Here is a 20,702-nt window from a genome sequence, read left to right on the forward strand (position 1 = left end):
GATCACTCCGCCGGCTGGAGGCGCTGCCTGGCCCGCGCGGGCTTCGGCGCACCGACCCGCAGGCGGCGGTCGGAGAGCGACAGCACACCGCCGAACGCCATCAGCACCGGCCCCCACCAGATCAGGAGCACCAGCGGCTTGTGATAGATGCGCACGGCAATGGCGCCTTCGGCGGTGGCGTCGCCGAGCGAGACGTAGAGCTGGCTCGCGCCGCTGGTCAGCAGCGCGGCCTCGGTCGTCGAGGAGCCGCGCGTCGTGAAGCTGCGCTTCGAGGGCGCCATCACCGTGAGTGGCTCGCCATCGCGGCTGACCTTGAACTCCGCGATCATCTCGCGATAGTTCGGGCCCTGGCGTTGAAACAGCCCGTCCAGCTTCAGATCGTAGCCGGCGACATGGGCGACGTCGTTCTGCTTCATGGTCGCGATGTATTCGCTGTTCCAGGTGGTCTCGCAGACGATCCCGATCAGAGCGACGCCGAGGCCCGCATGAGCAAAGGCGGTGCCCCAGGCCGACCGGGGCAGGCCGCGCGCACGGTGCAGCACACTTGCGAACGGCAAGCGGACCAGGCCGGTCCGCTCGACGATGTCGGTCACGGCGCCGGCGATGACGAAGACGCCCAGCCCGATCGCGAGCGGCGCCAGCGCGCTGCCGCCGCGCGCCCAGCCCCAGACGATGGCAACCACCACGAGCCCGGCCACGCCCGCCGCGAGCAGGCGCTGCGCCACGCCAAGCAGATCGCCGCGCTTCCACGCCAGCATCGGTCCGAACGGCACCGCAAGCAGCAACAGGGCAAACAGCGGAGAGAAGGTGAGATTGTAGAAGGGGGCGCCGACCGACATCTTGAAGTCGGCGAGCATCTCCATCGCAAGCGGATAGAGGGTGCCGAACAGCACGACCGCGCATGCGACCGTAAGCAGCAGATTGTTGAGAACCAGCGCACCCTCGCGCGAGATCGGCGCGAACAGGCCGCCCTGCTTCAGCGAGGTGGCGCGCCCTGCGAACAACAACAGGCTTCCGCCGATGAACAGGCAGAGGATCAGCAGAATGAACACGCCGCGGGTGGGATCGGTGGCGAAGGCATGCACCGAGGTGATGACACCGGAGCGCACCAGGAAAGTGCCGAGCAGCGACAGCGAGAAGGTCAGAATCGACAGGAGGATGGTCCAGACCTTCAGCGCATTGCGCTTCTCCATCACCAGGGCCGAATGCAGCAGCGCGGTGCCGGCGAGCCACGGCATCAGCGAGGCGTTCTCGACCGGGTCCCAGAACCACCAGCCGCCCCAGCCGAGCTCGTAATAGGCCCAGTACGAGCCCATGGCGATGCCGAGCGTGAGGAATATCCAGGCCACCAGCGTCCACGGCCGCACCCAGCGGGCCCAGGCCGCATCGATCCGCCCTTCCAACAGCGCCGCGATTGCGAAGGAGAACGAGATCGAGAAACCGACATAGCCGAGATAGAGCATCGGCGGATGCACGGCGAGCCCGATGTCCTGGAGCACCGGATTGAGATCGCGTCCCTCGATCGGCGGAGTGGCGATGCGCAGGAATGGGTTCGATGTCACGAGGATGAAGAGGTAGAAGGCGCTGGCGACCCAGGCCTGCACCGCGAGCACGTGCGCACGCAGCGACAACGGCAGATTGTTGCCGAAGGCTGCAACCAGTCCGCCGAATAACGCAAGGATCGCCACCCACAGCAGCATCGAGCCTTCATGGTTTCCCCAGACTCCCGTGATCTTGTAGAGCAGCGGCTTCATCGAGTGGGAGTTCTCGTAGACGTTGGCGACGGAGAAATCCGAGTTCACGTGCAGCATCACGAGCGCGGTGAAAGAGGCGCCCACGAACAGCAGCTGCGCCAGCGCCGTCGAGCGCGCCACGTTCATCAAGGCGGCATCTTGCAGCCGCGCGCCGACCAGCGGCACGATGGACTGGATGAGTGCGAGCGCCAGCGCCAGCACCAGCGCGTAATGTCCGGATTCTGCGATCACCGCATCGCTCCCTGCGGATTGCCTTGTGCGGTCGTGGCCGCAGGTTTGCTCTCGCCCGAGGCCTTGGTGTCCGAGGCCTTGGCATCGTAATCGTCCTTCCAGTGCCCCTGCTTCTTCAGGGCGTCGGCAACCTCCTTGGGCATGTAGGTCTCGTCGTGCTTGGCAAGGACGGTATCGGCCTTGAACACGCCGTTGCCGTCGAGTGCGCCTTCGGCAACGACCCCCTGCCCTTCGCGGAACAGGTCGGGCAGGATGCCCTTGTAGGCAACCGGCAGCTTGGCATTGCCGTCGGCGACCTCGAAGGTCACCGCGAGATTGTCGCCGCGCTGCAGCGAGCCCGGCTGTACCAGCCCGCCGAGGCGAAACCGCTTGCCCGGCTCGACGTGCTTCTCGGCGACCATGGTTGGCGTCGAGAAGAACACGATGGAGTCGCGAAGTGCGTTGAGCACCAGCGCGGCTGCGAGCGCGAGCACGGCGAGCGAGCCGCCGATGATGGTCATACGTCGCTGCTTGCGCGTCATGGCGTATCCGTTCTCCGCTCGTCTCGTCCCGACATCGTCATCCGCCGAGCCCGAGAGTCTTAAGTCCTTCGTCGAGCTGGCGCAGCCGTTCGGCGTCGCTGGCGACCGCCTGCCGGGCGTCGGCGGAGGCCCCCTTCGCCTTGTCCCGCTCGCCCATCACGAGATAGGCGCGCACCAGGCGCAGCCAGCCGTCGACGTCATCGCCGTTCTGCTTCAGCCGCGTGGCCAGACGATCGACCATGCCGCGCACCATCGCGTTGCGATCGCCTTCGGCCAAATCCTTGGAAGCGGCAATCGTCTCGTCGGACAGCGCAGGCATCGTATCGCCTCCACCGACCCGCGCCAGCGAGGACTGCACCAAAGCGCGCCACGGCGCATCCGCGGGCGCCTTTGCAAGCAAGGCGCGCCAAATCCTGGCTGCTTCGTCCTTGCGGCCATCCTGCTCGGCGGCGAGACCGAGGAAGTAGTTCGCCTTGGGGTCATCCGCATTCAGGGCGTGCGCACGCTCGAATTCAGTCTTGGCCTCGGCCGTCACCACGCCGCCCGCTGCAGCCGAGATCGCTTCGCCGAGATCGGACCGGCGCTCCGCGCTTTCGCCATTATAGGTGAGCGAGTTGCGATAGGCGCGCACCGCGTCATCGAAGCGACCGAGCCGCTCCAGGACCGGCGCGAGCACATTCCAGCCGCGCCCGTCGGTCGGATTTTTCTCCAGATGTTGCTCGACCTGGGCGACGAGGGTCTCGAGCGACTGGGCCATGCCGGACCCCGTCCCACGCTCCCGCTGCGCCAATGGAAAATCCTGAAGCCTGGGTGAACCGAGCGGCATGTAGACGCCGATGGCGACGAGCGGCAGGCCGCCGAGCGCCAGCACAGCCGCCGCACGGCGCCATTTGAGGTTCGACTTCGGCGCCATTGCAGGCTCGCTGGCCGCCGCCGCAAGCAGCCTGCGGCTGATCTCGACGCGCGCGGCCTCGGCTTCCGGGGCTGGGATCAACCCCGCGGCGAGATCACGCTCGATCTCGGCCAACTGGTCTTTGTAGACCGCGACCTCGCTGCCCTGGTCCGGCGCGCGGCTACCGCGGCCAAGCGGCCAGAGCACGGCGAAAATCGCCGCGACCGTCATCAGCGCGAACACGAACCATAGCGTCATCTGGCAAGCTTCCGGCGGCGCGCGAACCGCGCCTATAGGTGCCTTTACACCACGGCCGGACAATGCGGCAATTGACAATTGTCAATTCCACGCGACCCCATTTCAGGCTCGAAAATGTGATACTCCAACGGCTTAGCCGATCTCGAAATCCGCGCTTTGCGCCGCGTCCTCGCCGTGCCCGTTGAAGGCCCTCAGGAAGTATGTTCCCGGCTTGATCGCATCCGGCAATCTGATGCGCACCGCGCCGACCGGAACCCGAGATGCAACCCGCGTGATCGTCTCAGGCAGTTGCCGATCGCTTGCCTTCTCGACCAGCACCACTTTGGCGCCAACCATCAGCCTGCGGTACTTGGCTACGATGACTCGGTTCTCGATTTCGATAGAGCTGATGACGGGTTTCATGCGCCCACAAACGGAAATTCCCCGGATTTTCACGGGGACCGTACGGCCCGCCACCGGCACCGTCAACCAGAAATTGTGATCACGAAAACATGCGCTCAATCAGCTTGCGCGTGACGATTTGCGCTCGCCCGTGAGCGCATTCTCTGCCGCGCGACTCATCAGGGAGGCATAATCGTCGCCGAACAGAACCTGGCAGAAGCGGATAGCGGCCTGCACCTGCTGCTGCCGATAGGTGCGGACCTTGTGATCGGCGGCGCGCAGAGACTGCACCAGCTGCTCGGTCGACCGTTCCACATATTGCTGGAGATCGGAATAGGTGCGCAGCGTCACCTCGTTGATGGCAAGCTCGCTTGCATAATTGCGGCACGTCGCGACGAAGTCGATCAGCGCGACCGCTTCCTCGACCTCGGTACTGTCGATCCGCGCGCCCGGCGGAATGTCCTTCTCCGGGCGCTGGCGAAGGATGCGGCGGACGCGGCCGGGAACGCTGTCGATCTCGGATTGCAGGGCATTGGAGATGTCGGCCCGGATCGAGGTCAACTGCTTGCCCCAGGCAGAATCGTTGCGCAGATCGAGCTCGGTGCGCAGGCCGCGCACGCCATCGTGCAGCGTCTTGAGATTGCCGGCGACGTTGTCGAAATGGCCGCGCTTGATGTCCATGCGAAGGATCGCGGCAACGCAGGACAGATCATGCAGCGCGATCGTGACCGCAACGCCATAAGGCGTCGCCGCGACGCGGATCTCGTCGTCGGACGCGGCAATCTTGATCGCGAGGCGGATGATCTGCCAGGGCGCGGTCATCCGCTGCACGACCATCGAGAGCGCGAAGGGCAGCATCTGCGGCGTTTGCAGCACCGGAATGTTGAGCGCCGACGTCACCGAGGCGATCTGGGAATCGCCGAATGCGCGCAGGAAGCGCGGGAGCCTCTCGTTCAGGCTGGCGATGGCCTCCCGGACCTGAAGCACCGCACCGATCGAATAGAGATCCTCGATGACATTGGGCGGGCCGACCCGGGCCAGCGCGCGCGTCTTGTCGCCGCCGCCAGGTCCGGTCAGCTCGAAAATCGCGTCCGCGGCTACCGCCTGGAGCTTCTGCGCCAAGGCCTCGACCTGGCCTGCAGCATCGGCAGGCATGCGCGCCAGCGCCGCCTCGAATTCGTTCACCTTGGCCGGCGCTCCGTCACGGCCGAGCCATTGCCAGATCGGCTGCAGCGAGGAGCGGCGGATCTGGCCGGCCCGGATCGGGGTGCCTGCCTCGACCAGGAACGGTTCCAGGACCTGGAACAGCAGCCGCGACAGATCGTCCGTGCGCGGCGCGGGCGCTTCATCGGCTTCGCTCTTGCGGACGATCTTGCGCAATTGCTCAAGGACGAGGGTCGCAACCGCCGTATCCTGGCCGCGTTCCAGCGCACGCTCGAACTCCCGCATCAGCAGCGCCTGCGACTGCGGCGGGAGCTGCGCGAGATATTCCCTCAGCCGCTCGATCGATGTCTGGCTCATGCGCCCGGGTAATGCACGGTAAAATGGCGGACATGGGATGCGTCCGGGCGCGATCATAGGAGACCCCACTTAAGAAGCCGTTTAGGAAGTGCGGTCGAATGGCCAAGGCCCCCTCCAGACGGTGAGCAGCGAGGACAAAAAGCCGCGTCCAAACAAGGGGCTACAGTCCCGGCAGGACCAATTCGGCCCGCAGGCCGCCGGTCGGAGCAGCGCCGAGCGAAAGGCTGCCGCCATAGAGCGCGGCGAGTTCGACCACGATGGACAGCCCCAGTCCCGATCCCGGCTTGGACTCGTCGAGCCGCTGGCCGCGCCGGGAGACCTGCGCGCGCTCGGCTTCCGACAGGCCGCGGCCGTCGTCGTCGACGATGATCCGCAAATGCGGGCTGGCGCCGGCCTGGTGCGGGGTCTGGACCACGACTTCGATGAAGACGCGCGATGCCGCCCATTTGCAGGCATTGTCGACGAGATTGCCGACCATCTCCTCGAGATCCTGCCGCTCGCCCCGGAACTTCGCGGATGGATCGGCCTTGGCCTCCACCGTGATGCCGCGGTCGCGATGGATCTTCTCCATGGTCCGCCGCAGCGCCTCGATGGCTGGCGCGACCTCCGTCACCGTCGCGACCACCGAGACCCGCGCCGCAATGCGCGCGCGCTCCAGATGGTGGGTGACCTGGTCCCGCATCACGTCCGCCTGCTCCAGCACCTTGGCCGCGAACGGATCGGCGGCGTGAGCGCCAGCCTCGTTGACGATGACGGAGAGCGGCGTCTTGATCGCGTGCGCGAGATTGCCGACATGGGTGCGCGCGCGCTCGACAATCTCGCGATTGGCGTCGATCAGCGCGTTGGTCTCGCGCGCCAACGGCGCGATCTCGACCGGGAATTCACCCTCGAGCCGTTCCGCCCGCCCGGAGCGGATGTCGGCGATCGCTTCCGAGATGCGCTTGAGCGGTGCAAGGCCGAAGCGGACCTGGAACACGGTCGTCAGCAGCAATACGATGCCGAGCGCGGTGAACGTGCCGCCGAGATAATAATCGAAGCTCCGCGTCTCGTCGAAGATCTCGGTGTCGTCGCCGGCGACGCTGACGAGAAACTTGCCGTCGGCGCCGAGATCGACCGGCCGCTCCACCATGCGCAGGTTCTGCCCTTCCGGCCCATCGACGTAAGCGAGCCGGATGCCGGCGGCGGTGAGCTCGGCTCCCTGGTCCTCCAGCTTCGGCAGCTTCTTGTCCCAGAGCGAACGCGAGGAGCGCACCTCCGGCTTCTCGGTGTCGATGCGCGTGATCTGCCAATACCAGCCGGACAGCGGCAGCTCGAACAAGGGCTCGCCGAGGGACTGGAACTGGCGGTCCGGCGGCTCGTCCGGGGTCGCGACCTCGGCGATCAGCGTCCGAAGATAGAGATTGAGCCGGCGGTCGAAGGCGCGCTCCGTGGCATCCTTGTAGACCGACGACAGCACGACGCCCGTGATGGCGAGGATCACCACGAGCCAGGCTGTCGCCGACAAGAACAGTCGGTTCGCAAGCGAGCTAGCGGCCATCGGAACGGTCCCGGCAGGGGCTGGAAGTCAGGTTGTCGGACGTCATGGGCCGAACAAGGCCCGTGTCAGCGCGGCCGTCAAGCCCGGACCGCTCGACGTCCCGCCCTTACGCGCCGGGCGCAGGCGGCGGCGTCAGGAGATAGCCGAGGCCGCGGACGGTCTGGATGATGTCGACGTCGAGCTTCTTGCGGATGCGGCCGACGAAGACCTCGATGGTGTTGGAGTCGCGGTCAAAATCCTGGTCGTAGAGATGCTCGACCAGCTCGGTGCGCGAGACCACCCGCCCGGAATGGTGCATCAGGTAGGCCAGAAGCCGATATTCGTGCGAGGTCATCTTGATGGGATTGCCTGAAACGCTGACGCGGCCGGTCCTGGTGTCGAGCGTGACAGGACCGCAGCTGAGCTCGCTCTGGGCGTGTCCGGTCGAGCGGCGCAGCAGGGCGCGGATGCGCGCGAGCACCTCCTCTAGGTGGAACGGCTTTGCGACATAGTCATCGGCCCCGGCATCGAAGCCCTGCACCTTGTCGCTCCAGCGGTCGCGCGCGGTGAGGATCAGGACCGGCATGGTACGGCCATTGCGGCGCCAGGCCTCCAGCACCGAGATGCCATCCTTCTTCGGCAGGCCGATGTCGAGCACAACGGCATCATAGGGCTCGTTGTCGCCGAGATAATGCCCCTCCTCCCCGTCGAAGGCTCGATCGACGACATAGCCGGCGTCGGTCAGCGCCTTGGTGAGCTGGCGATTGAGATCGGGGTCGTCCTCAACAACGAGCAGGCGCACACGTCTCTCCAAAGATAGCCGCAAGAACTGGCTGCATGAACACCACCCGAGATGAGCAATTCCGGCGTGAACTGGATATGAACGAAGGGAACCGCCTGCGTTACTTTTTGGTCATATACGACCTGCAACCAGCAAATGCTATTGCGCCCGCCATGCCGCGGGACGAGCCGGCGGCATGGCGGGCGCAAGTGATACTTCGAACCGCGAGCCGGAAAGATCCCGGCTGTCCGGATCCGGCCGTCAGGTCCGGAAGAAGACGAACCAGACGACGGCGAGAATCAGGATTGCAAGGCCGGTCGAGATGGCGAGCAACGCTGCCACGGACGGCCCGGGCTCGCCCTGGCGCGCCTCGGTCGGAGTTTCCACGATGCGCTTCTGCTCTCGTGTGGTTGCCATGGTGTCCTCAATCTGTGGCTGTCGCGTCAGGTGGCCGCGACTTCCTCGCGGCGTCTTATTGGCGGGGCAACGCGTGATCGCGGGCGATGTTCCGAACCATGGAGCCGCCGGGCAACTCGGCGCAGGCGGCGATTAACGCCGTTGCAAGATTCCGCGCCGGCGGTTGCTATGATTCGCACCTCGGCAATGTTATCCTCAACACTTGTCCTCTGTTGCGTCTGGAGTAGCCCATGGCCCCCCGCGCCAATTGGAAGGGTTTTCTGCGTCTGTCGCTCGTGACCTGCCCGGTCGCGCTCTATCCGGCCACTTCGGATACGGAGAAGGTCTCGTTCAACCAGATCAATCGCAAGACCGGCCACCGCATCAAGTATCTCAAGGTCGACGCCGAGACCGGCGACGAGGTGACCTCCGAGGACATCGTCAAGGGCTACAAGGTGGACACCGACACCTACATCGAGATCACAAAGGACGAACTCGACGACATTGCGCTCGACTCCACCCACACGATCGAGATCGACGAGTTCGTTCCGAAGGCCGACATCGACAGCCGCTATCTGATCCGTCCCTATTATCTCGTGCCCGACGGCAAGGTCGGCCACGACGCCTATGCGGTGATCCGCGAGACCATCCGCAGCATGGACAAGGTCGCGATCGGCCGCGTGGTGCTGACCAACCGCGAGCACATCATCGCGCTGGAGCCGCTCGACAGCGGGCTGATGGGCACGCTGCTGCGCTATCCTTACGAGGTCCGCAGCGAGAAGGAGTATTTCGACGACATCCAGGACGTGAAGCTGACCAAGGACATGCTCGATCTCGCCAGGCATATCGTCGAGAAGAAATCCGGCACCTTCGAGCCTGAGCTGTTCGAGGATCATTACGAGACTGCCCTGATCGATCTCATCAACAAGAAGCGCAGCGGCATGCCGATCAGCGCGAAGGCTGCGCCGAAGACCGGCGGCAACGTCATCAACCTGATGGACGCGCTGAAGAAGAGCATCGCGAACGAGAAGGACGCTGCGCCAACCGCGAAAGCCGCCAAGGAAACTGGCAAGGAAACTGCCAAGACCAAGAAACCGAAGAAGCGCGTCGAGGGTCAGCGCGAGATGCTGCTGCCGATCGCCGGCAAGGGCGGCAAGGATGCTGCGGCGAAAACGCCGGCGAGGAAGGCCGACAAGCCGGTACGGGCACCGGCGCGCGCGAAGAAAGCCGGCTGACAGCAACCGGCTCGCGGTCGCGCCGTGATGTCTCTCTTCGCCGATCGGCCGGCCTGACATGCCGTGGTCGACCGCGTTCGACGATCCCGTTCGCGTGAGCAACAAAATCAAGCTGCTCACGCTTCAAGATGCGGCTGACTACATCATGCAGCTGCCCGACGACGTTCAGCACGAGGCGCACTGGCAGACCGCGATCGAAACCTTGATCAATGCGGCCGAGACGGGCGGCGGCTGGGTGATGTTCGCCCGCATCGCGACATTGCGGGCGCTGAATGCAACGGGCCGGCGCGGATGAGCGGCAGAGACGTCCCTGCCGGCAAGCTCAACAAACGGTTAAGAAGCCGCGCGAACCACGGCCCTGCAGCGCATCCCGCCCTCAGAGCCCCGAGGGCACCCGATTTGAGTCCATTTGAACGAATCGATGGAACCCAAATTTAATGGATGCCGTCGTATGAGCGGTGGCGGGCTCGCCCTGACTTAATTCTATTGGCGGATAAGACTTGTTCGATTGATTGATGCTTCCGATGAGACGCGGCCATACGTTGGATCGGATGAACAGGAGGTGGCAATGCGTCTGATCAGGTGTTTCCTTGCCGATGAGAATGGCGCAACCGCAATCGAATATGGCTTGATCGCCGCCGGCATTACGCTCGCTATCGTCACCGTCGTGAACAGCACGGGCGGCGCCCTCCTGAACAACAAGTTCAACTCGATCAGCGCAGCGACGAAGTAGGCGGCCCCCCGACCTATGGCGCCTCCTGAGCTCGAGGATGTCGCGACAGTACGCGAGTCTGCCACTGTCGCAGGCCATGATCTGAGTCAACAGCATCAGGACGGCGACGTCTAAGCATGGAGATCCAACTCCCTGCTGCCGGCCCGCCCATGCATCCAGACCTTCCGCACTCCCGACTGAAAATCCGCCGTGTCCGCCTCGATACCGGCCGCGAGAACGTCGTCGTCGTCTCCAGGCATTCGAAGGCGCTGCGCGCGGAGATCTTCCGCGGCTTCAGCCGTGTCGAGCTTCGTCAGGGCGGCAAGGTTCTGCTGGCAACGTTGCTGATCACGGACGACGAGATGCTGGCCGGTCCGGACGAGATCGGTCTCTCCGAGCCTGCGTTCCGGCGCTTTGCGGAGCCCATCGGCACACTTGTCACGGTCAGGCCCGCCTCGCCTCCGGAGAGCCTGGAAGCCGTGCGCGCAAAGATCCGGGGACGAACCTTGAGCCAGGCCGAGATCGGCGCGATCATCAGCGACCTCGCGCATTATCGCTACTCCGACATGGAGATCGCCGCGTTCCTGATCGGTTCGGCGAGCTTCATCACCAGCGACGAGCTTCTCGCCCTCACCGGGGCAATGGCGCAGGCAGGGACGCAACTGGTCTGGCCGACCCCTGTCGTCGTCGACAAGCATTGCATCGGGGGCATTCCCGGCAATCGCACCTCGATGGTCGTGGTGCCGATCGTCGCCGCCCATGGCCTGCCGATCCCGAAGACCTCCTCGCGCGCCATCACTTCGCCTGCCGGCACCGCCGACACGATGGAGGTGCTGGCCCGGGTGAACATCGGCGTCGAGGAGATGAAGGCGATCGTTTCGGACTGCAACGGCTGCCTGATCTGGGGCGGGCACGTGAACCTGTCGCCGGCCGACGACGTCCTGATCTCTGTCGAACGCCCGCTGAGTCTCGACACCCGCGAGCAGATGGTCGCCTCCATCATGTCCAAGAAGATCGCGGCAGGCTCGACCCATCTGTTGATCGACATTCCGGTCGGGCCGACCGCCAAGGTCACCGGCGGCGTCGAGGCCATGCGTCTGCGCAAGCTGTTCGAATTCGTCGGCGACCGCTTCGGCCGCGCCGTCGAGGTGATCACGACCGACGGCAGCCAGCCCATCGGCAACGGCATCGGCCCGGTGCTCGAGGCCAACGACGTCGTGGCTGTTCTCGGCAACGAGAAGGACGCGCCGCGCGACCTGCGCGAGAAGTCGCTGCGGCTCGCCGCCCATCTGTTGGAGTACGATCCGAAGCTGCGCGGCGGGGCCGGCTATGCGCGCGCGCGGGAGCTGCTCGACAGCGGCGCGGCGCTGAAGCAGATGCAGAAGATCATCGAGGCCCAGGGTCCCTCCACCTGCAGCACCGAGCTGGGACCGCTCAGCTTCGACGTCAAGGCAACGCATGATGGCGTCGTATCCGCAATCGACTGCCTGCGCATGAATCGCCTTGCCCGCACCGCCGGCGCGCCGCTCGACAAGGGCGCGGGCATCCGCTTGTTCAAGAAGATCGGCGACCGCGTCGAGCAGGGCGAGCCGCTCTATCGCGTCTACACCTTCGATAGCCCCGAGCATGATCTGGCCGCAGCGGCCACCGCAGAGGAGACCGGCTACCTGATCAACGGTCATGAGACGCCCCCGGGCAAGACGACGCCGTGAGCACGATCGCGCTCCAGACATTGTCGTGCGGCGCCGATGCGGCGAAGCGGCTCGCAGCGCGGCTTGGGCTCGCCTGCGGCGAGATCGCGGTGCATCGTTTTCCCGACGGAGAACTGCGCGTCGCCGTCGCGCCGGCGACCGACACGACGATTCTCTACGCCCCGCTCGATCAACCCAACGACAAGCTGATCACCCTGCTGTTCGCGGCCGAAGCCCTGCGACGTAACGGCACGAGGCGGCTGGTCCTGGTCGCGCCCTATCTCTGCTACATGCGGCAGGACGCAGCATTTCATGCCGGCGAGGCCATCAGCCAGCGCGCCATGGGCCGTTTGCTTGCAACGACAATGGATCGCGTCGTCACCGTGGATGCGCACCTGCATCGCACTCCCGACATCAGGTCTGTTTTTCCCGGCATCGAAGCGGAGAATCTGTCAGCCATGCCGGCCGTCGCGAATGCACTGGCAAAGGACAGCGTCGGTCCGTCGACCGTCGTAATCGGCCCCGACGTGGAGTCCGAGCCATGGGTGAGCGATGTCGCGAGGCGATTGCGATTGCAGCACACAGTGGCGCGAAAGACCCGGCACGGTGACCGTTCCGTGGCGCTCAGCTTTGCCGATCCCGCTCTGCTCTTGGGACGACCGACGCTCTTGGTCGACGACATCGTCTCCTCCGGCACGACCCTGATCGCCGCGGCAAAGGCGCTGACAGCAATGGGCGCCATCTCCGTCGATGCAGTCGTGACGCATGCCCTGTTTCCAGCCGCGATGGTGGCTGCGTTCGCTGAGGCCGGCATACGGTCTGTTCGCTCGACCGACAGCGTACCGCATCCGACCAATGCGATTGCGCTCGACGAAATTCTCGCCGCCGCTTTGCGGTCCGAACTGACGACGACACATCTTCCGGGAAGGACGACATGAGCATCACCGTTCGATTCTGCGGTGCCGCCCGCACCGTAACCGGCTCGAGCTACCTGTTCCAGACGGCGGCCGGCCGTTTCCTGGTCGATTGCGGCCTGTTCCAGGGCCAGAAGACGCTGAAGGAGCTCAACTACGGCGCCTTTCCGTTCCGCCCCGCCGATATCGATGCCGTTCTGCTCACGCACGCCCACATCGATCATAGCGGTCTCTTGCCAAAACTCGTGCGCGCGGGATTCGAGGGGCCGATCCTGGCGACGCGTGGCACGATCGACCTTTGCTCCTACATGCTCCCCGACGCCGGCAGCATCCAGGAATCGGAAGTCACGCAGCTCAACCGGCGCAACGCCTCGCGCGGGCGCAAGCAGGTAGCGCCCATCTACACACAGGCCGATGCGATCGCATCGCTCCAGTCGTTTCGTCCGGTCGATTACGAACGCTGGACCGACGTGATCCCGGGCGTCCGCGCGCGCTACTGGAACGCCGGCCATCTGCTCGGCTCCGCCTCGATCGAGCTCGAGATCGCCGAGCGAGCCTCGACGCGTCCGCTGCGCGTGCTGCTCTCCGGCGACGTCGGACCCGAGGCCAAGCTGCTCCAGCCCGATCCCGAAGCGCCGACCGACTTCGATTACGTCATCTCGGAAGCGACCTATGGCGACCGGGTACGTGAGGCCACGACACCTGCGCTCCGCCGCAAGCACCTCGCCGCCGAGGTGCGCGATGCTGCGGCGGCGGGCGGCGCGCTGCTGCTGCCCGCCTTCGCGGTCGAGCGCACCCAGGAGCTGATCGTCGACCTCGTCGACCTGATGGAGCACGGCGAGATACCGACGGCACCGATCTTCCTCGATTCTCCGCTCGCGATCCGCGCGACCGAGGTATTCCGGCGACATGCCGAGAGCCTCGACCCGTCCGTCGACGTCACCCGCCTGCTCAACTCGCCGCATCTCAAATTCACCGAGACGGCGGACGAGAGCAAGGCCATCATGCGCCTGTCCGGGTTCCACATCATCATCGCCGCGAGCGGCATGTGCGATGCCGGCCGCATACGCCACCACCTGAAGCGCTGGCTGTGGAACGAGCGTGCGACCGTGCTGCTCGCCGGCTTCCAGGCCAACGGCACGCTCGGCCGCTTCCTCCAGAACGGCTCCAAGGCCGTGCGGATCCAGGGCGAGGAGATCAAGGTCGCCGCCCGCATCCGCATGATCGACGAATATTCGGGCCATGCCGACGGTGCCGGCATGGCCAGCTGGATCGCGGCGCGCCGGCCCATCTCCCGCGGGCTGTTTTTGGTGCACGGCGAGGAAGAGGCGATTGCCGGGCTGGCCGAGCGCGTGGCCGGACGCATCATACCGGCAGCCAAGGTCTACCAGCCGATGCTGGACGACATTTATGAGCTCTCCGCACCGGAACCGCGCGTGCTCGACCCAGATCATCGCCGGCGGCTCTCGCCGGAGGCCGTGACCCGTCTCGACTGGCACAACGAGATGTCCGAGCTCATGCTCGATATCAACGATCGTATTGCCGCCGCCGCCGACGACCGCGTCCGCGGGGTCATCATCCGAAGGCTGCGCCGCGCGTTGGAGGAAAACGCGTAGAGCAACGCTGATGGCCGAGATAGCTCTCAGCGTTACTCCCAACATTCGTCATAGCAAGGAGCCCTTGCTGCGAAGCGATCCAGAATCTTTCCGCCGAGGGGCTTTGGATGCTTCGCTGCAGCTCGTTGCATAGCTGACCTACCGGGCTGTTGGCCGCTCCCGCTTTACGCCTCAACGAATTCCTGATCCTCTCACCTTTAATCAGCCGGACCAACCGGCCTAGCCCAAGGAGAGAGACGCCATGAAGCTCGGCACCGCCATTGCGGAAATCATGAGGCGCGAGGGAATCGAGATCCTCTGCGGCTATCCCGTCAACCATCTGATCGAGCATGCGGCCAAAGCCGAGATCCGCCCCGTGATGGTGCGGCAGGAGCGCGTCGGGATCCACATGGCGGATGCGATCTCGCGGGTGACGTCGGGGCGCAGCATCGGCGCGTTCTGCATGCAGCATGGGCCGGGCGCGGAGAACGCGATGGGCGGCGTCGCGCAGTGTTTCGGCGAATCCGTGCCCGTCCTGGTGCTGCCGATGGGCTATCAGCGCCGGCTTGCGCATATCGAGCCGAACTTCAATTCCAGCGAGGCGATGAAGCCGTTTTCGAAATCGTCGGAGCCGATCATTCTCGCCACTGAAGTCGCCAACATCTTCCGCCGCGCCTTCACCAGGCTGAAGAACGGCCGCGGCGGGCCCGTCATCGTGGAAATTCCCGCGGACATGTGGAATGAGGAGGTGCCGGAGCCGCTCGACTATACGCCGGTGCTGCGCACCCGCTATGGCGCCGACCCTGTTCACGTCAAGGAAGCAGCCAGCCTGCTCGTGAATGCAAAGCGGCCGGTGATCTATGCCGGCCAGGGCGTGCATTACGCGCAGGCGTGGCCACAGCTGAAACGGCTTGCGGAGCGGCTGGCGATCCCAGTCACCACCAGCTTGGGCGGGAAATCCTCCTTTCCAGAAACGCATCCGCTCTCGCTCGGCTCCGGCGGGCTCGCCGTGCCGCGCGCGGTGCCGAAATTTCTGACTGAAGCCGATGTCATCTTCGGCATCGGCTGCTCCTTCACCGAAACCAACTTCGGCATTGCGATGCCGAAGGGCAAGACCATCATCCATTCCACGCTCGATCCCAATCATCTCAACAAGGACGTGGAAGCCAAGATCGGCCTGGTCGGCGACGCCGGCCTCGTGCTGGACGCGCTGCTGGAGGAGATCGGCAGGACCGTCACATCCGATCGTGACGCCTCCGCGGTCGCCGCCGAGATCGCGGCCTCGCACAAGGAGTGGCTGGCGAAATGGATGCCGAAGCTTACCAGCAACGACGCGCCCCTCAGCCCTTATCGCGTGCTCTGGGACTTGCAGCACACCGTCGACATCCGCAACACGATCATCACGCACGATGCCGGCAGCCCCCGTGACCAGCTCTCGCCGTTCTGGAAATCCGTCGAGCCCCTCACCTATCTCGGCTGGGGCAAGACGACCCAGCTCGGCTATGGCCTTGGGCTCGCGATGGGCGCCAAGCTGGCAAAGCCCGACAAACTCTGCATCAATATCTGGGGCGACGCAGCCATCGGCTTCACGGGCATGGATTTCGAGACCGCGGTGCGGGAGCGCATCCCGATCATGTCGATCCTGCTCAACAATTTCTCGATGGCGATCGAGTTGAAGGTGATGCCGATCTCGACCGAGAAATATCGCTCGACCGACATTTCCGGCGATTATGCCGCGATGGCGCGCGCCTTCGGCGGCTATGGCGAGCGGGTGACGAGCCCGGAGGACATCATACCCGCGATCAAGCGCGGCATTCAGAAGACGCAGGAAGGCGTTCCGGTGCTGCTGGAGTTCATTACCAGCAAGGAGACCGAGGTGTCGCGGCCGGGCACATGAGCGAGGCGGATTTCAGCAAGTCTTCCGACACTGGTTCCAGCAGCGGAGGATGTGATAATCCGGCCCGGTGAGGTGGGAGGTGCGGCATAGGGCCGGATTGCGAATGATTAACCCTCCGACGAACAGCGCCGATGAGCTCGCCGCCGAGAGCGCGCGGCTGCGCAGCGAGCTTGCGATTGCGCGGGATCGACAGAGCGCCAGCGCCGAGATCCTCCGCACCATCGCGGCCTCTCCTTCCGATGCGCGGCCGGTCTTCGCGGCGATCGCCTCCAGCTCCAAGCGCCTGCTCGGCGGCTTCTCGGCGACCGTGCTCCAGTTCATCGGCGACGAGCTGCACCTCGTGGCATTCACGCCGACCAGCCCGGAGGCGGACAAGGGGCTCGAAGCGTCGTTCCCGCGCAAGATCTCCGACTTCCCGACCTTTGCCCTCGTGCGCGACGGAAAGACGATCCAGTTTCCCGACAGCGAGGCGGCCGAGGTTCCCGAGCTGAACCGGGAGCTGGCACGGCTTCGCGGCTTCCGCAGCGTCCTGTTCATGCCGCTGATGAACCGGGGCACGCCGGTCGGCATGATCAGCGTCACGCGCGCCGAACCCGGTGCGTTCGCGCCTGATGTCGTCCAGCTGCTCCAGACCTTTGCCGACCAAGCGGTGATCGCGATCGAGAATGCGCGGCTGTTCAATGAGACACGCGAGGCCCTGGAGCGGCAGACCGCGACAGCTGACATCTTGAAGGTGATGGCCGCCTCGCCGTCCGATATGCAGCCGGTCTTCGACGCCATCGCTGCCAATGCCAACCGGCTGATCGATGGCTTCTCCACCGCGGTGTTGCGCTATATCGACGGCGCCGTGCATCTTGCGGCATTCACCTCGACCGATCCCGCCGGCGATCGCGTGCTCCAGGCCTCGTTCCCAGTACAGTTCGCACGATTCCCGCCCCACCAGCTCGTGGCCCATGGTCACGCGGCGCAATTGCCCGACACCGAACTCGAGCCCGCCGCGCGCGACATCGCGCGCGCCCGCGGCTATCGCAGCATGCTGTTCACGCCGCTAATGAGCGAGGGCGAAGCGATCGGCATCATCATCGCAACGCGGCGCGCAACGGGCAGCTTCGCCGATCATCATGTGCGGCTACTCCAGACCTTTGCCGATCAAGCCGTGATCGCGATCAAGAACGTCAGCCTGTTCAACGAGGTCGCGACCCGCACCAGCGAGCTGGCCAAATCGCTGGACGATCTGCGCGCGGCGCAAGACCGGCTGATCCAGACCGAGAAGCTGGCTTCGCTCGGCCAGCTCACCGCCGGCATCGCCCATGAGATCAAGAACCCGCTCAACTTCGTCAATAACTTCGCATCGCTCTCCGCAGAGCTGACGGACGAGCTGAACGAGTTGCTCGCGCCGGTCACGCTCGCAGACGACGTCCGCAGCGAAGTCGATGAGCTGACGGGACTCCTGAAGGACAATCTGCAAAAGGTCGTGCAGCACGGACGGCGCGCCGATTCCATCGTCAAGAACATGCTGCTGCATTCACGCGAGGGCGGCGGCGAGCACGGGCTGAGCGACATCAACGCACTGGTCGAGGAGAGCCTCAACCTCGCCTATCACGGTGCCCGCGCCGAGAAGCCGGGGTTCGATGTGAGGCTGAAGCGCGAGCTCGATCCGGCGGCCGGGCAAGCCGAAGTGTTTCCGCAGGAGATCACCCGGATGCTGCTGAACCTGATCTCGAACGGATTCCACGCGGTCACCAGACGCAAGGCCGACGGCGTGGCCGGTTACGAGCCGGAGGTGACCGCCGCAACGCGCGACCGCGGCGACAGCATCGAGATCCGCATTCGCGACAACGGCACCGGGATTGCGGACGAGGTCAAAGAGAAGATGTTCGATCCGTTCTTTACCACCAAGCCGGCCGGCGAAGGCACCGGCCTCGGGTTGTCGATGAGCCACGACATCGTGGTGAAACAGCATGGCGGAACGATCGACGTCGCGACCGTGCCGGGCGAATTCACCGAGTTCACGATTCTGCTGCCGCGGAAGAGCAGCTTTGCGGGCGGACGGGGCTAGCCGCTACTCCACCATCTCGGCGGATTGCTTCGCCGAAGGACCGGCCAGCGGCCGCTCCTCCATCGCGATCAGGCAGAGAGCAGCAGCGGTCATCAGCGCAGTGGCCGCGCCGAACACGTAGCGGAACGCGTGCCGCATGTCCTCGGCGGGAATAGCGACGCTACCTGCGGCGTGATGCTCGCCGAGCGGAATGTCTGCACCGAGCGCGATCAGCAGGATGGCCGCGAACGCCGCAACCGTGAACGACGACATCAGCGAGCGGAAGAAGTTCAACGCGCCGGTGATTGTGCCAACCTGCGGACGTGCGACAGAATTCTGCACCGAGACCACGCAGACCGGAAAGGTTGTGCCGAGGCCGAGCGCAAACGCGGCCATCAGCGTCAACAGGCCCCACAGCGGCAGCGTCGTGAGCGTGAGACCAAGGCCGCACAGCGCGGCCCAGGACGTCCCGATGATGGCGACACGCTTGTAGTGCTTGGCCCGCGCCATCGTACGTCCGGCGATCGCCGCACCGCAGGTCGAGACAGCCGCAAGCGGGATCAGCGCTAGGCCCGCCTCGCTGGCGCTGAGGCGGTAGACCGATTCGTAATAGAGCGGGAGCTGGACCGTGAGGCCCGTGATGGCGCCGAGCGCACAGCCCCCCGCCATCAGCCCGAACGGCACGACGCTTCCACCCAGCAGCGGCAGCGGCAGGAAGGGCTCGTCCGCGCGCCGGGCGTGCCAGACGAAGGTGACGGCGAGCGCGACCGCGCCGCCCACCATCGCGAGCACGGTCGGCGACAGCCACGGAAAACGCGTGCCGCCCCAGGTCAGCACCAACATGAAGACGACCGCGGAGGCCATCAGCAACACGCCGCCGAGCCAGTCGACCTTGCGCTTGCGGTGGAACACCGGGATCTTCTTCATCTTCGGCAGCAAGAGCGCGATCGCAGCGGCCGAAAGCGGCAGATTGATCCAGAAGATCATCGACCAGTGCAGATGCTCGGCGAAGACGCCGCCGATGACCGGGCCGAGAATGCCGCCGACCATCCAGACGCTAGAGAAATAGGCCTGGTATTGCCCGCGCTCCCTTGGGCTCACCACGTCGGAAATCACGGTCTGCACCACCGGCATGATGCCGCCGCCGCCGAGGCCCTGGAGGCCGCGCGCCAGAATCAGCATGGGCATGTTCGGCGCGACCGCGCACAGCACCGAGCCCGCGACGAACAGGCTGAGCGAGGTGATTATCATGGCCTTGCGGCCGTAGATGTCGCTGAGCGTACCGAACACCGGCGCGACCGCGGTCGAGGCGAGCAGATAGGCGGTGATCACCCAAGACAGGTTCGAGACGTCCTGGAACTGGCGCCCGATGGTCGGCAGCGCAGTCGCCACGATGGTCTGGTCGAGTGCGGCCAGGAACATCGTCAGCATCAGGCTGATGACGATGGTGCGGACCTCGTCCTGCGACAGCGGTACCGGCGGCGCGATGGACGGGGCGTCATCGACGCTGATGACCTCGCTGGGAAGCCGGGACAGCTCTTCGGCGATATCGTCAGGCAACGTCTGGACGTCGGCAGCGCTCTGCCGTTCGAACTTGTTCATCTCGATCGGGCGTCGTGAGGCGGCGCAACGCCGCGAAGGAATTCGTTCTATGCAGTCCAATGTAGACAGCAAAGCTTTCCCCAGGCAGGCACCGCGGCGCATGGGTGCATCCCGCCACCGGGTCATCCCGAACGCGTGACCCGCATCACGCGGCGGTTCAGTCCTTCGGACGTCGCTTCAGGCGAGCCCGCTTCGGCAAGGTCGCCGGCCATTGCACGATATGATCCTCCAGCTCCTCGTCCGGGATCTGCTCCTCGCTGCCTTCGACCCGGCCGCGCACGGAGACGCCGGCCTCATGCACCGTGTTGGGATCGCCTGAGACCAGCGGATGCCACCAATAGAGGTCGCGCCCTTCGGCGACGAGCTTGTAGCCGCAGCTCGGCGGCAGCCAGTTCAGGGTGCGGACATTGGCCGGGGTCAGGCGAACGCAATCCGGAACCTTGTCGGAACGATTCGGGTAGTCCTTGCAGGCGCAGCTGGCTCCATCGAGCAGCTTGCAGCCGACATGGGTGAAATAAATCTGACCGGTGTCCTCGTCTTCCAGCTTGTTCAGGCAGCAGCGCCCGCAGCCGTCGCACAGGCTTTCCCATTCGGGCCCCGACATCTCTTCCAACGTCTTGGTTTTCCAGAAGAATCCTTCCTGTCCGGAAGGTCGTTTGGGAGCTGCGGTCATGCGCCTCGATAAAATTCGAAAAGAGCTACGGCGACGCCATCTAGGGCGCGCGGCCGCAAAGGTGCAAGCAAGGCCTTGTCGAAGCCCGTAATTG

Annotated in this window: 18 protein-coding genes; 8 read left to right on the forward strand and 10 right to left on the reverse strand. The window is 65.1% G+C overall.

All coding sequences use genetic code 11. The annotated features are described in order from the left end of the window. Positions 1 to 2: 2 nt before the first annotated feature. The 8 genes from ASG57_RS28260 to ASG57_RS38865 all read right to left on the reverse strand — a co-directional run bounded on the left by ASG57_RS28260 (position 3) and on the right by ASG57_RS38865 (position 8,272). Positions 3 to 1,985, reverse strand: coding sequence for a heme lyase CcmF/NrfE family subunit (locus ASG57_RS28260; RefSeq protein WP_024339851.1), 1,983 nt, complete (start codon positions 1,983 to 1,985; stop codon positions 3 to 5). After that, a complete protein-coding gene (gene ccmE, locus ASG57_RS28265; RefSeq protein WP_024339850.1) occupies positions 1,982 to 2,506 on the reverse strand; it encodes a cytochrome c maturation protein CcmE in 525 nt (174 codons plus the stop codon). Before ccmE ends, ASG57_RS28260 begins: the two co-directional genes overlap by 4 nt. Before the next feature lie 37 nt (positions 2,507 to 2,543). Beyond that, complete coding sequence (ccmI, locus tag ASG57_RS28270) at positions 2,544 to 3,656, reverse strand: c-type cytochrome biogenesis protein CcmI (protein WP_024339849.1); 1,113 nt, start codon at positions 3,654 to 3,656, stop codon at positions 2,544 to 2,546. Positions 3,657 to 3,788: 132 nt separating this feature from the next. Beyond that, positions 3,789 to 4,058 carry a hypothetical protein gene (locus ASG57_RS28275; protein WP_024339848.1) on the reverse strand — a complete coding sequence of 90 codons (270 nt, stop codon included), beginning with the start codon at positions 4,056 to 4,058 and terminating at the stop codon, positions 3,789 to 3,791. Positions 4,059 to 4,157: 99 nt separating this feature from the next. Further along, positions 4,158 to 5,558 (reverse strand): hypothetical protein, encoded by a 1,401-nt coding sequence (locus ASG57_RS28280; protein WP_024339847.1) that lies wholly within the window; start codon positions 5,556 to 5,558, stop codon positions 4,158 to 4,160. Positions 5,559 to 5,718: 160 nt separating this feature from the next. Next, positions 5,719 to 7,095, reverse strand: a complete 1,377-nt coding sequence (locus tag ASG57_RS28285) for an ATP-binding protein (RefSeq protein WP_024339846.1) — start codon at positions 7,093 to 7,095, stop codon at positions 5,719 to 5,721. A gap of 106 nt (positions 7,096 to 7,201) precedes the next feature. Next, positions 7,202 to 7,876 carry a response regulator transcription factor gene (locus tag ASG57_RS28290; protein ID WP_024339845.1) on the reverse strand — a complete coding sequence of 225 codons (675 nt, stop codon included), beginning with the start codon at positions 7,874 to 7,876 and terminating at the stop codon, positions 7,202 to 7,204. Positions 7,877 to 8,116: 240 nt separating this feature from the next. Continuing rightward, positions 8,117 to 8,272, reverse strand: coding sequence for a hypothetical protein (locus ASG57_RS38865; protein WP_196232375.1), 156 nt, complete (start codon positions 8,270 to 8,272; stop codon positions 8,117 to 8,119). A gap of 230 nt (positions 8,273 to 8,502) precedes the next feature. On the opposite strand from ASG57_RS38865, the gene ku reads away from it, so the two are divergent. From ku to ASG57_RS28330, 8 genes are all read left to right on the forward strand, one after another. Further along, positions 8,503 to 9,486 carry a non-homologous end joining protein Ku gene (gene ku, locus ASG57_RS28295; protein WP_024339844.1) on the forward strand — a complete coding sequence of 328 codons (984 nt, stop codon included), beginning with the start codon at positions 8,503 to 8,505 and terminating at the stop codon, positions 9,484 to 9,486. Between the two features lie 58 nt (positions 9,487 to 9,544). Then, positions 9,545 to 9,781 carry a hypothetical protein gene (locus ASG57_RS28300; protein WP_024339843.1) on the forward strand — a complete coding sequence of 79 codons (237 nt, stop codon included), beginning with the start codon at positions 9,545 to 9,547 and terminating at the stop codon, positions 9,779 to 9,781. A gap of 273 nt (positions 9,782 to 10,054) precedes the next feature. After that, on the forward strand, positions 10,055 to 10,219 hold the full coding sequence (locus ASG57_RS28305; RefSeq protein WP_057198509.1) for a Flp family type IVb pilin: 165 nt from the start codon (positions 10,055 to 10,057) through the stop codon (positions 10,217 to 10,219). A gap of 149 nt (positions 10,220 to 10,368) precedes the next feature. Continuing rightward, entirely contained in the window at positions 10,369 to 11,910 is a 1,542-nt protein-coding gene (locus ASG57_RS28310; RefSeq protein ID WP_024339841.1) for a thymidine phosphorylase family protein, read from the forward strand. Beyond that, positions 11,907 to 12,827: a ribose-phosphate pyrophosphokinase gene (locus tag ASG57_RS28315; RefSeq protein WP_024339840.1), complete on the forward strand. Its 921-nt coding sequence runs from the start codon at positions 11,907 to 11,909 to the stop codon at positions 12,825 to 12,827. The genes ASG57_RS28310 and ASG57_RS28315 overlap by 4 nt, the downstream gene beginning before the upstream one ends. After that, the gene (locus ASG57_RS28320) at positions 12,824 to 14,419 is read left to right on the forward strand and encodes an MBL fold metallo-hydrolase (protein WP_024339839.1); all 1,596 of its coding nucleotides are present in this window, start codon (positions 12,824 to 12,826) and stop codon (positions 14,417 to 14,419) included. The genes ASG57_RS28315 and ASG57_RS28320 overlap by 4 nt, the downstream gene beginning before the upstream one ends. Positions 14,420 to 14,660: 241 nt before the next feature. Continuing rightward, complete coding sequence (locus ASG57_RS28325) at positions 14,661 to 16,295, forward strand: thiamine pyrophosphate-requiring protein (RefSeq protein ID WP_024339838.1); 1,635 nt, start codon at positions 14,661 to 14,663, stop codon at positions 16,293 to 16,295. A 103-nt stretch (positions 16,296 to 16,398) separates the two neighbouring features. Then, complete coding sequence (locus ASG57_RS28330) at positions 16,399 to 18,354, forward strand: GAF domain-containing sensor histidine kinase (protein ID WP_024339837.1); 1,956 nt, start codon at positions 16,399 to 16,401, stop codon at positions 18,352 to 18,354. A 3-nt stretch (positions 18,355 to 18,357) separates the two neighbouring features. On the opposite strand, the gene ASG57_RS28335 is transcribed toward ASG57_RS28330, so the two are convergent. Further along, positions 18,358 to 19,935 carry an MDR family MFS transporter gene (locus ASG57_RS28335; RefSeq protein WP_024339836.1) on the reverse strand — a complete coding sequence of 526 codons (1,578 nt, stop codon included), beginning with the start codon at positions 19,933 to 19,935 and terminating at the stop codon, positions 18,358 to 18,360. Between the two features lie 157 nt (positions 19,936 to 20,092). After that, entirely contained in the window at positions 20,093 to 20,608 is a 516-nt protein-coding gene (locus ASG57_RS28340; protein WP_024339835.1) for a YcgN family cysteine cluster protein, read from the reverse strand. Positions 20,609 to 20,702 lie beyond the last annotated feature (94 nt).

It is taken from the genome of Bradyrhizobium sp. Leaf396, assembly GCF_001424605.1.
GTDB classification, from domain to species: domain Bacteria; phylum Pseudomonadota; class Alphaproteobacteria; order Rhizobiales; family Xanthobacteraceae; genus Bradyrhizobium; species Bradyrhizobium japonicum_C.

Coding starts and splice junctions, on each gene's coding strand:
- ccmE (WP_024339850.1), bottom strand. CDS start 2,506: ATGACGCGCAAGCAGCGACGTATGACCATCATCGGCGGCTCGCTCGCC.
- ccmI (WP_024339849.1), bottom strand. CDS start 3,656: ATGACGCTATGGTTCGTGTTCGCGCTGATGACGGTCGCGGCGATTTTC.
- ASG57_RS28275 (WP_024339848.1), bottom strand. CDS start 4,058: ATGAAACCCGTCATCAGCTCTATCGAAATCGAGAACCGAGTCATCGTA.
- ASG57_RS28280 (WP_024339847.1), bottom strand. CDS start 5,558: ATGAGCCAGACATCGATCGAGCGGCTGAGGGAATATCTCGCGCAGCTC.
- ASG57_RS28285 (WP_024339846.1), bottom strand. CDS start 7,095: ATGGCCGCTAGCTCGCTTGCGAACCGACTGTTCTTGTCGGCGACAGCC.
- ASG57_RS38865 (WP_196232375.1), bottom strand. CDS start 8,272: ATGGCAACCACACGAGAGCAGAAGCGCATCGTGGAAACTCCGACCGAG.
- ku (WP_024339844.1), top strand. CDS start 8,503: ATGGCCCCCCGCGCCAATTGGAAGGGTTTTCTGCGTCTGTCGCTCGTG.
- ASG57_RS28300 (WP_024339843.1), top strand. CDS start 9,545: ATGCCGTGGTCGACCGCGTTCGACGATCCCGTTCGCGTGAGCAACAAA.
- ASG57_RS28305 (WP_057198509.1), top strand. CDS start 10,055: ATGCGTCTGATCAGGTGTTTCCTTGCCGATGAGAATGGCGCAACCGCA.
- ASG57_RS28310 (WP_024339841.1), top strand. CDS start 10,369: ATGCATCCAGACCTTCCGCACTCCCGACTGAAAATCCGCCGTGTCCGC.
- ASG57_RS28320 (WP_024339839.1), top strand. CDS start 12,824: ATGAGCATCACCGTTCGATTCTGCGGTGCCGCCCGCACCGTAACCGGC.
- ASG57_RS28325 (WP_024339838.1), top strand. CDS start 14,661: ATGAAGCTCGGCACCGCCATTGCGGAAATCATGAGGCGCGAGGGAATC.
- ASG57_RS28330 (WP_024339837.1), top strand. CDS start 16,399: ATGATTAACCCTCCGACGAACAGCGCCGATGAGCTCGCCGCCGAGAGC.
- ASG57_RS28335 (WP_024339836.1), bottom strand. CDS start 19,935: ATGAACAAGTTCGAACGGCAGAGCGCTGCCGACGTCCAGACGTTGCCT.
- ASG57_RS28340 (WP_024339835.1), bottom strand. CDS start 20,608: ATGACCGCAGCTCCCAAACGACCTTCCGGACAGGAAGGATTCTTCTGG.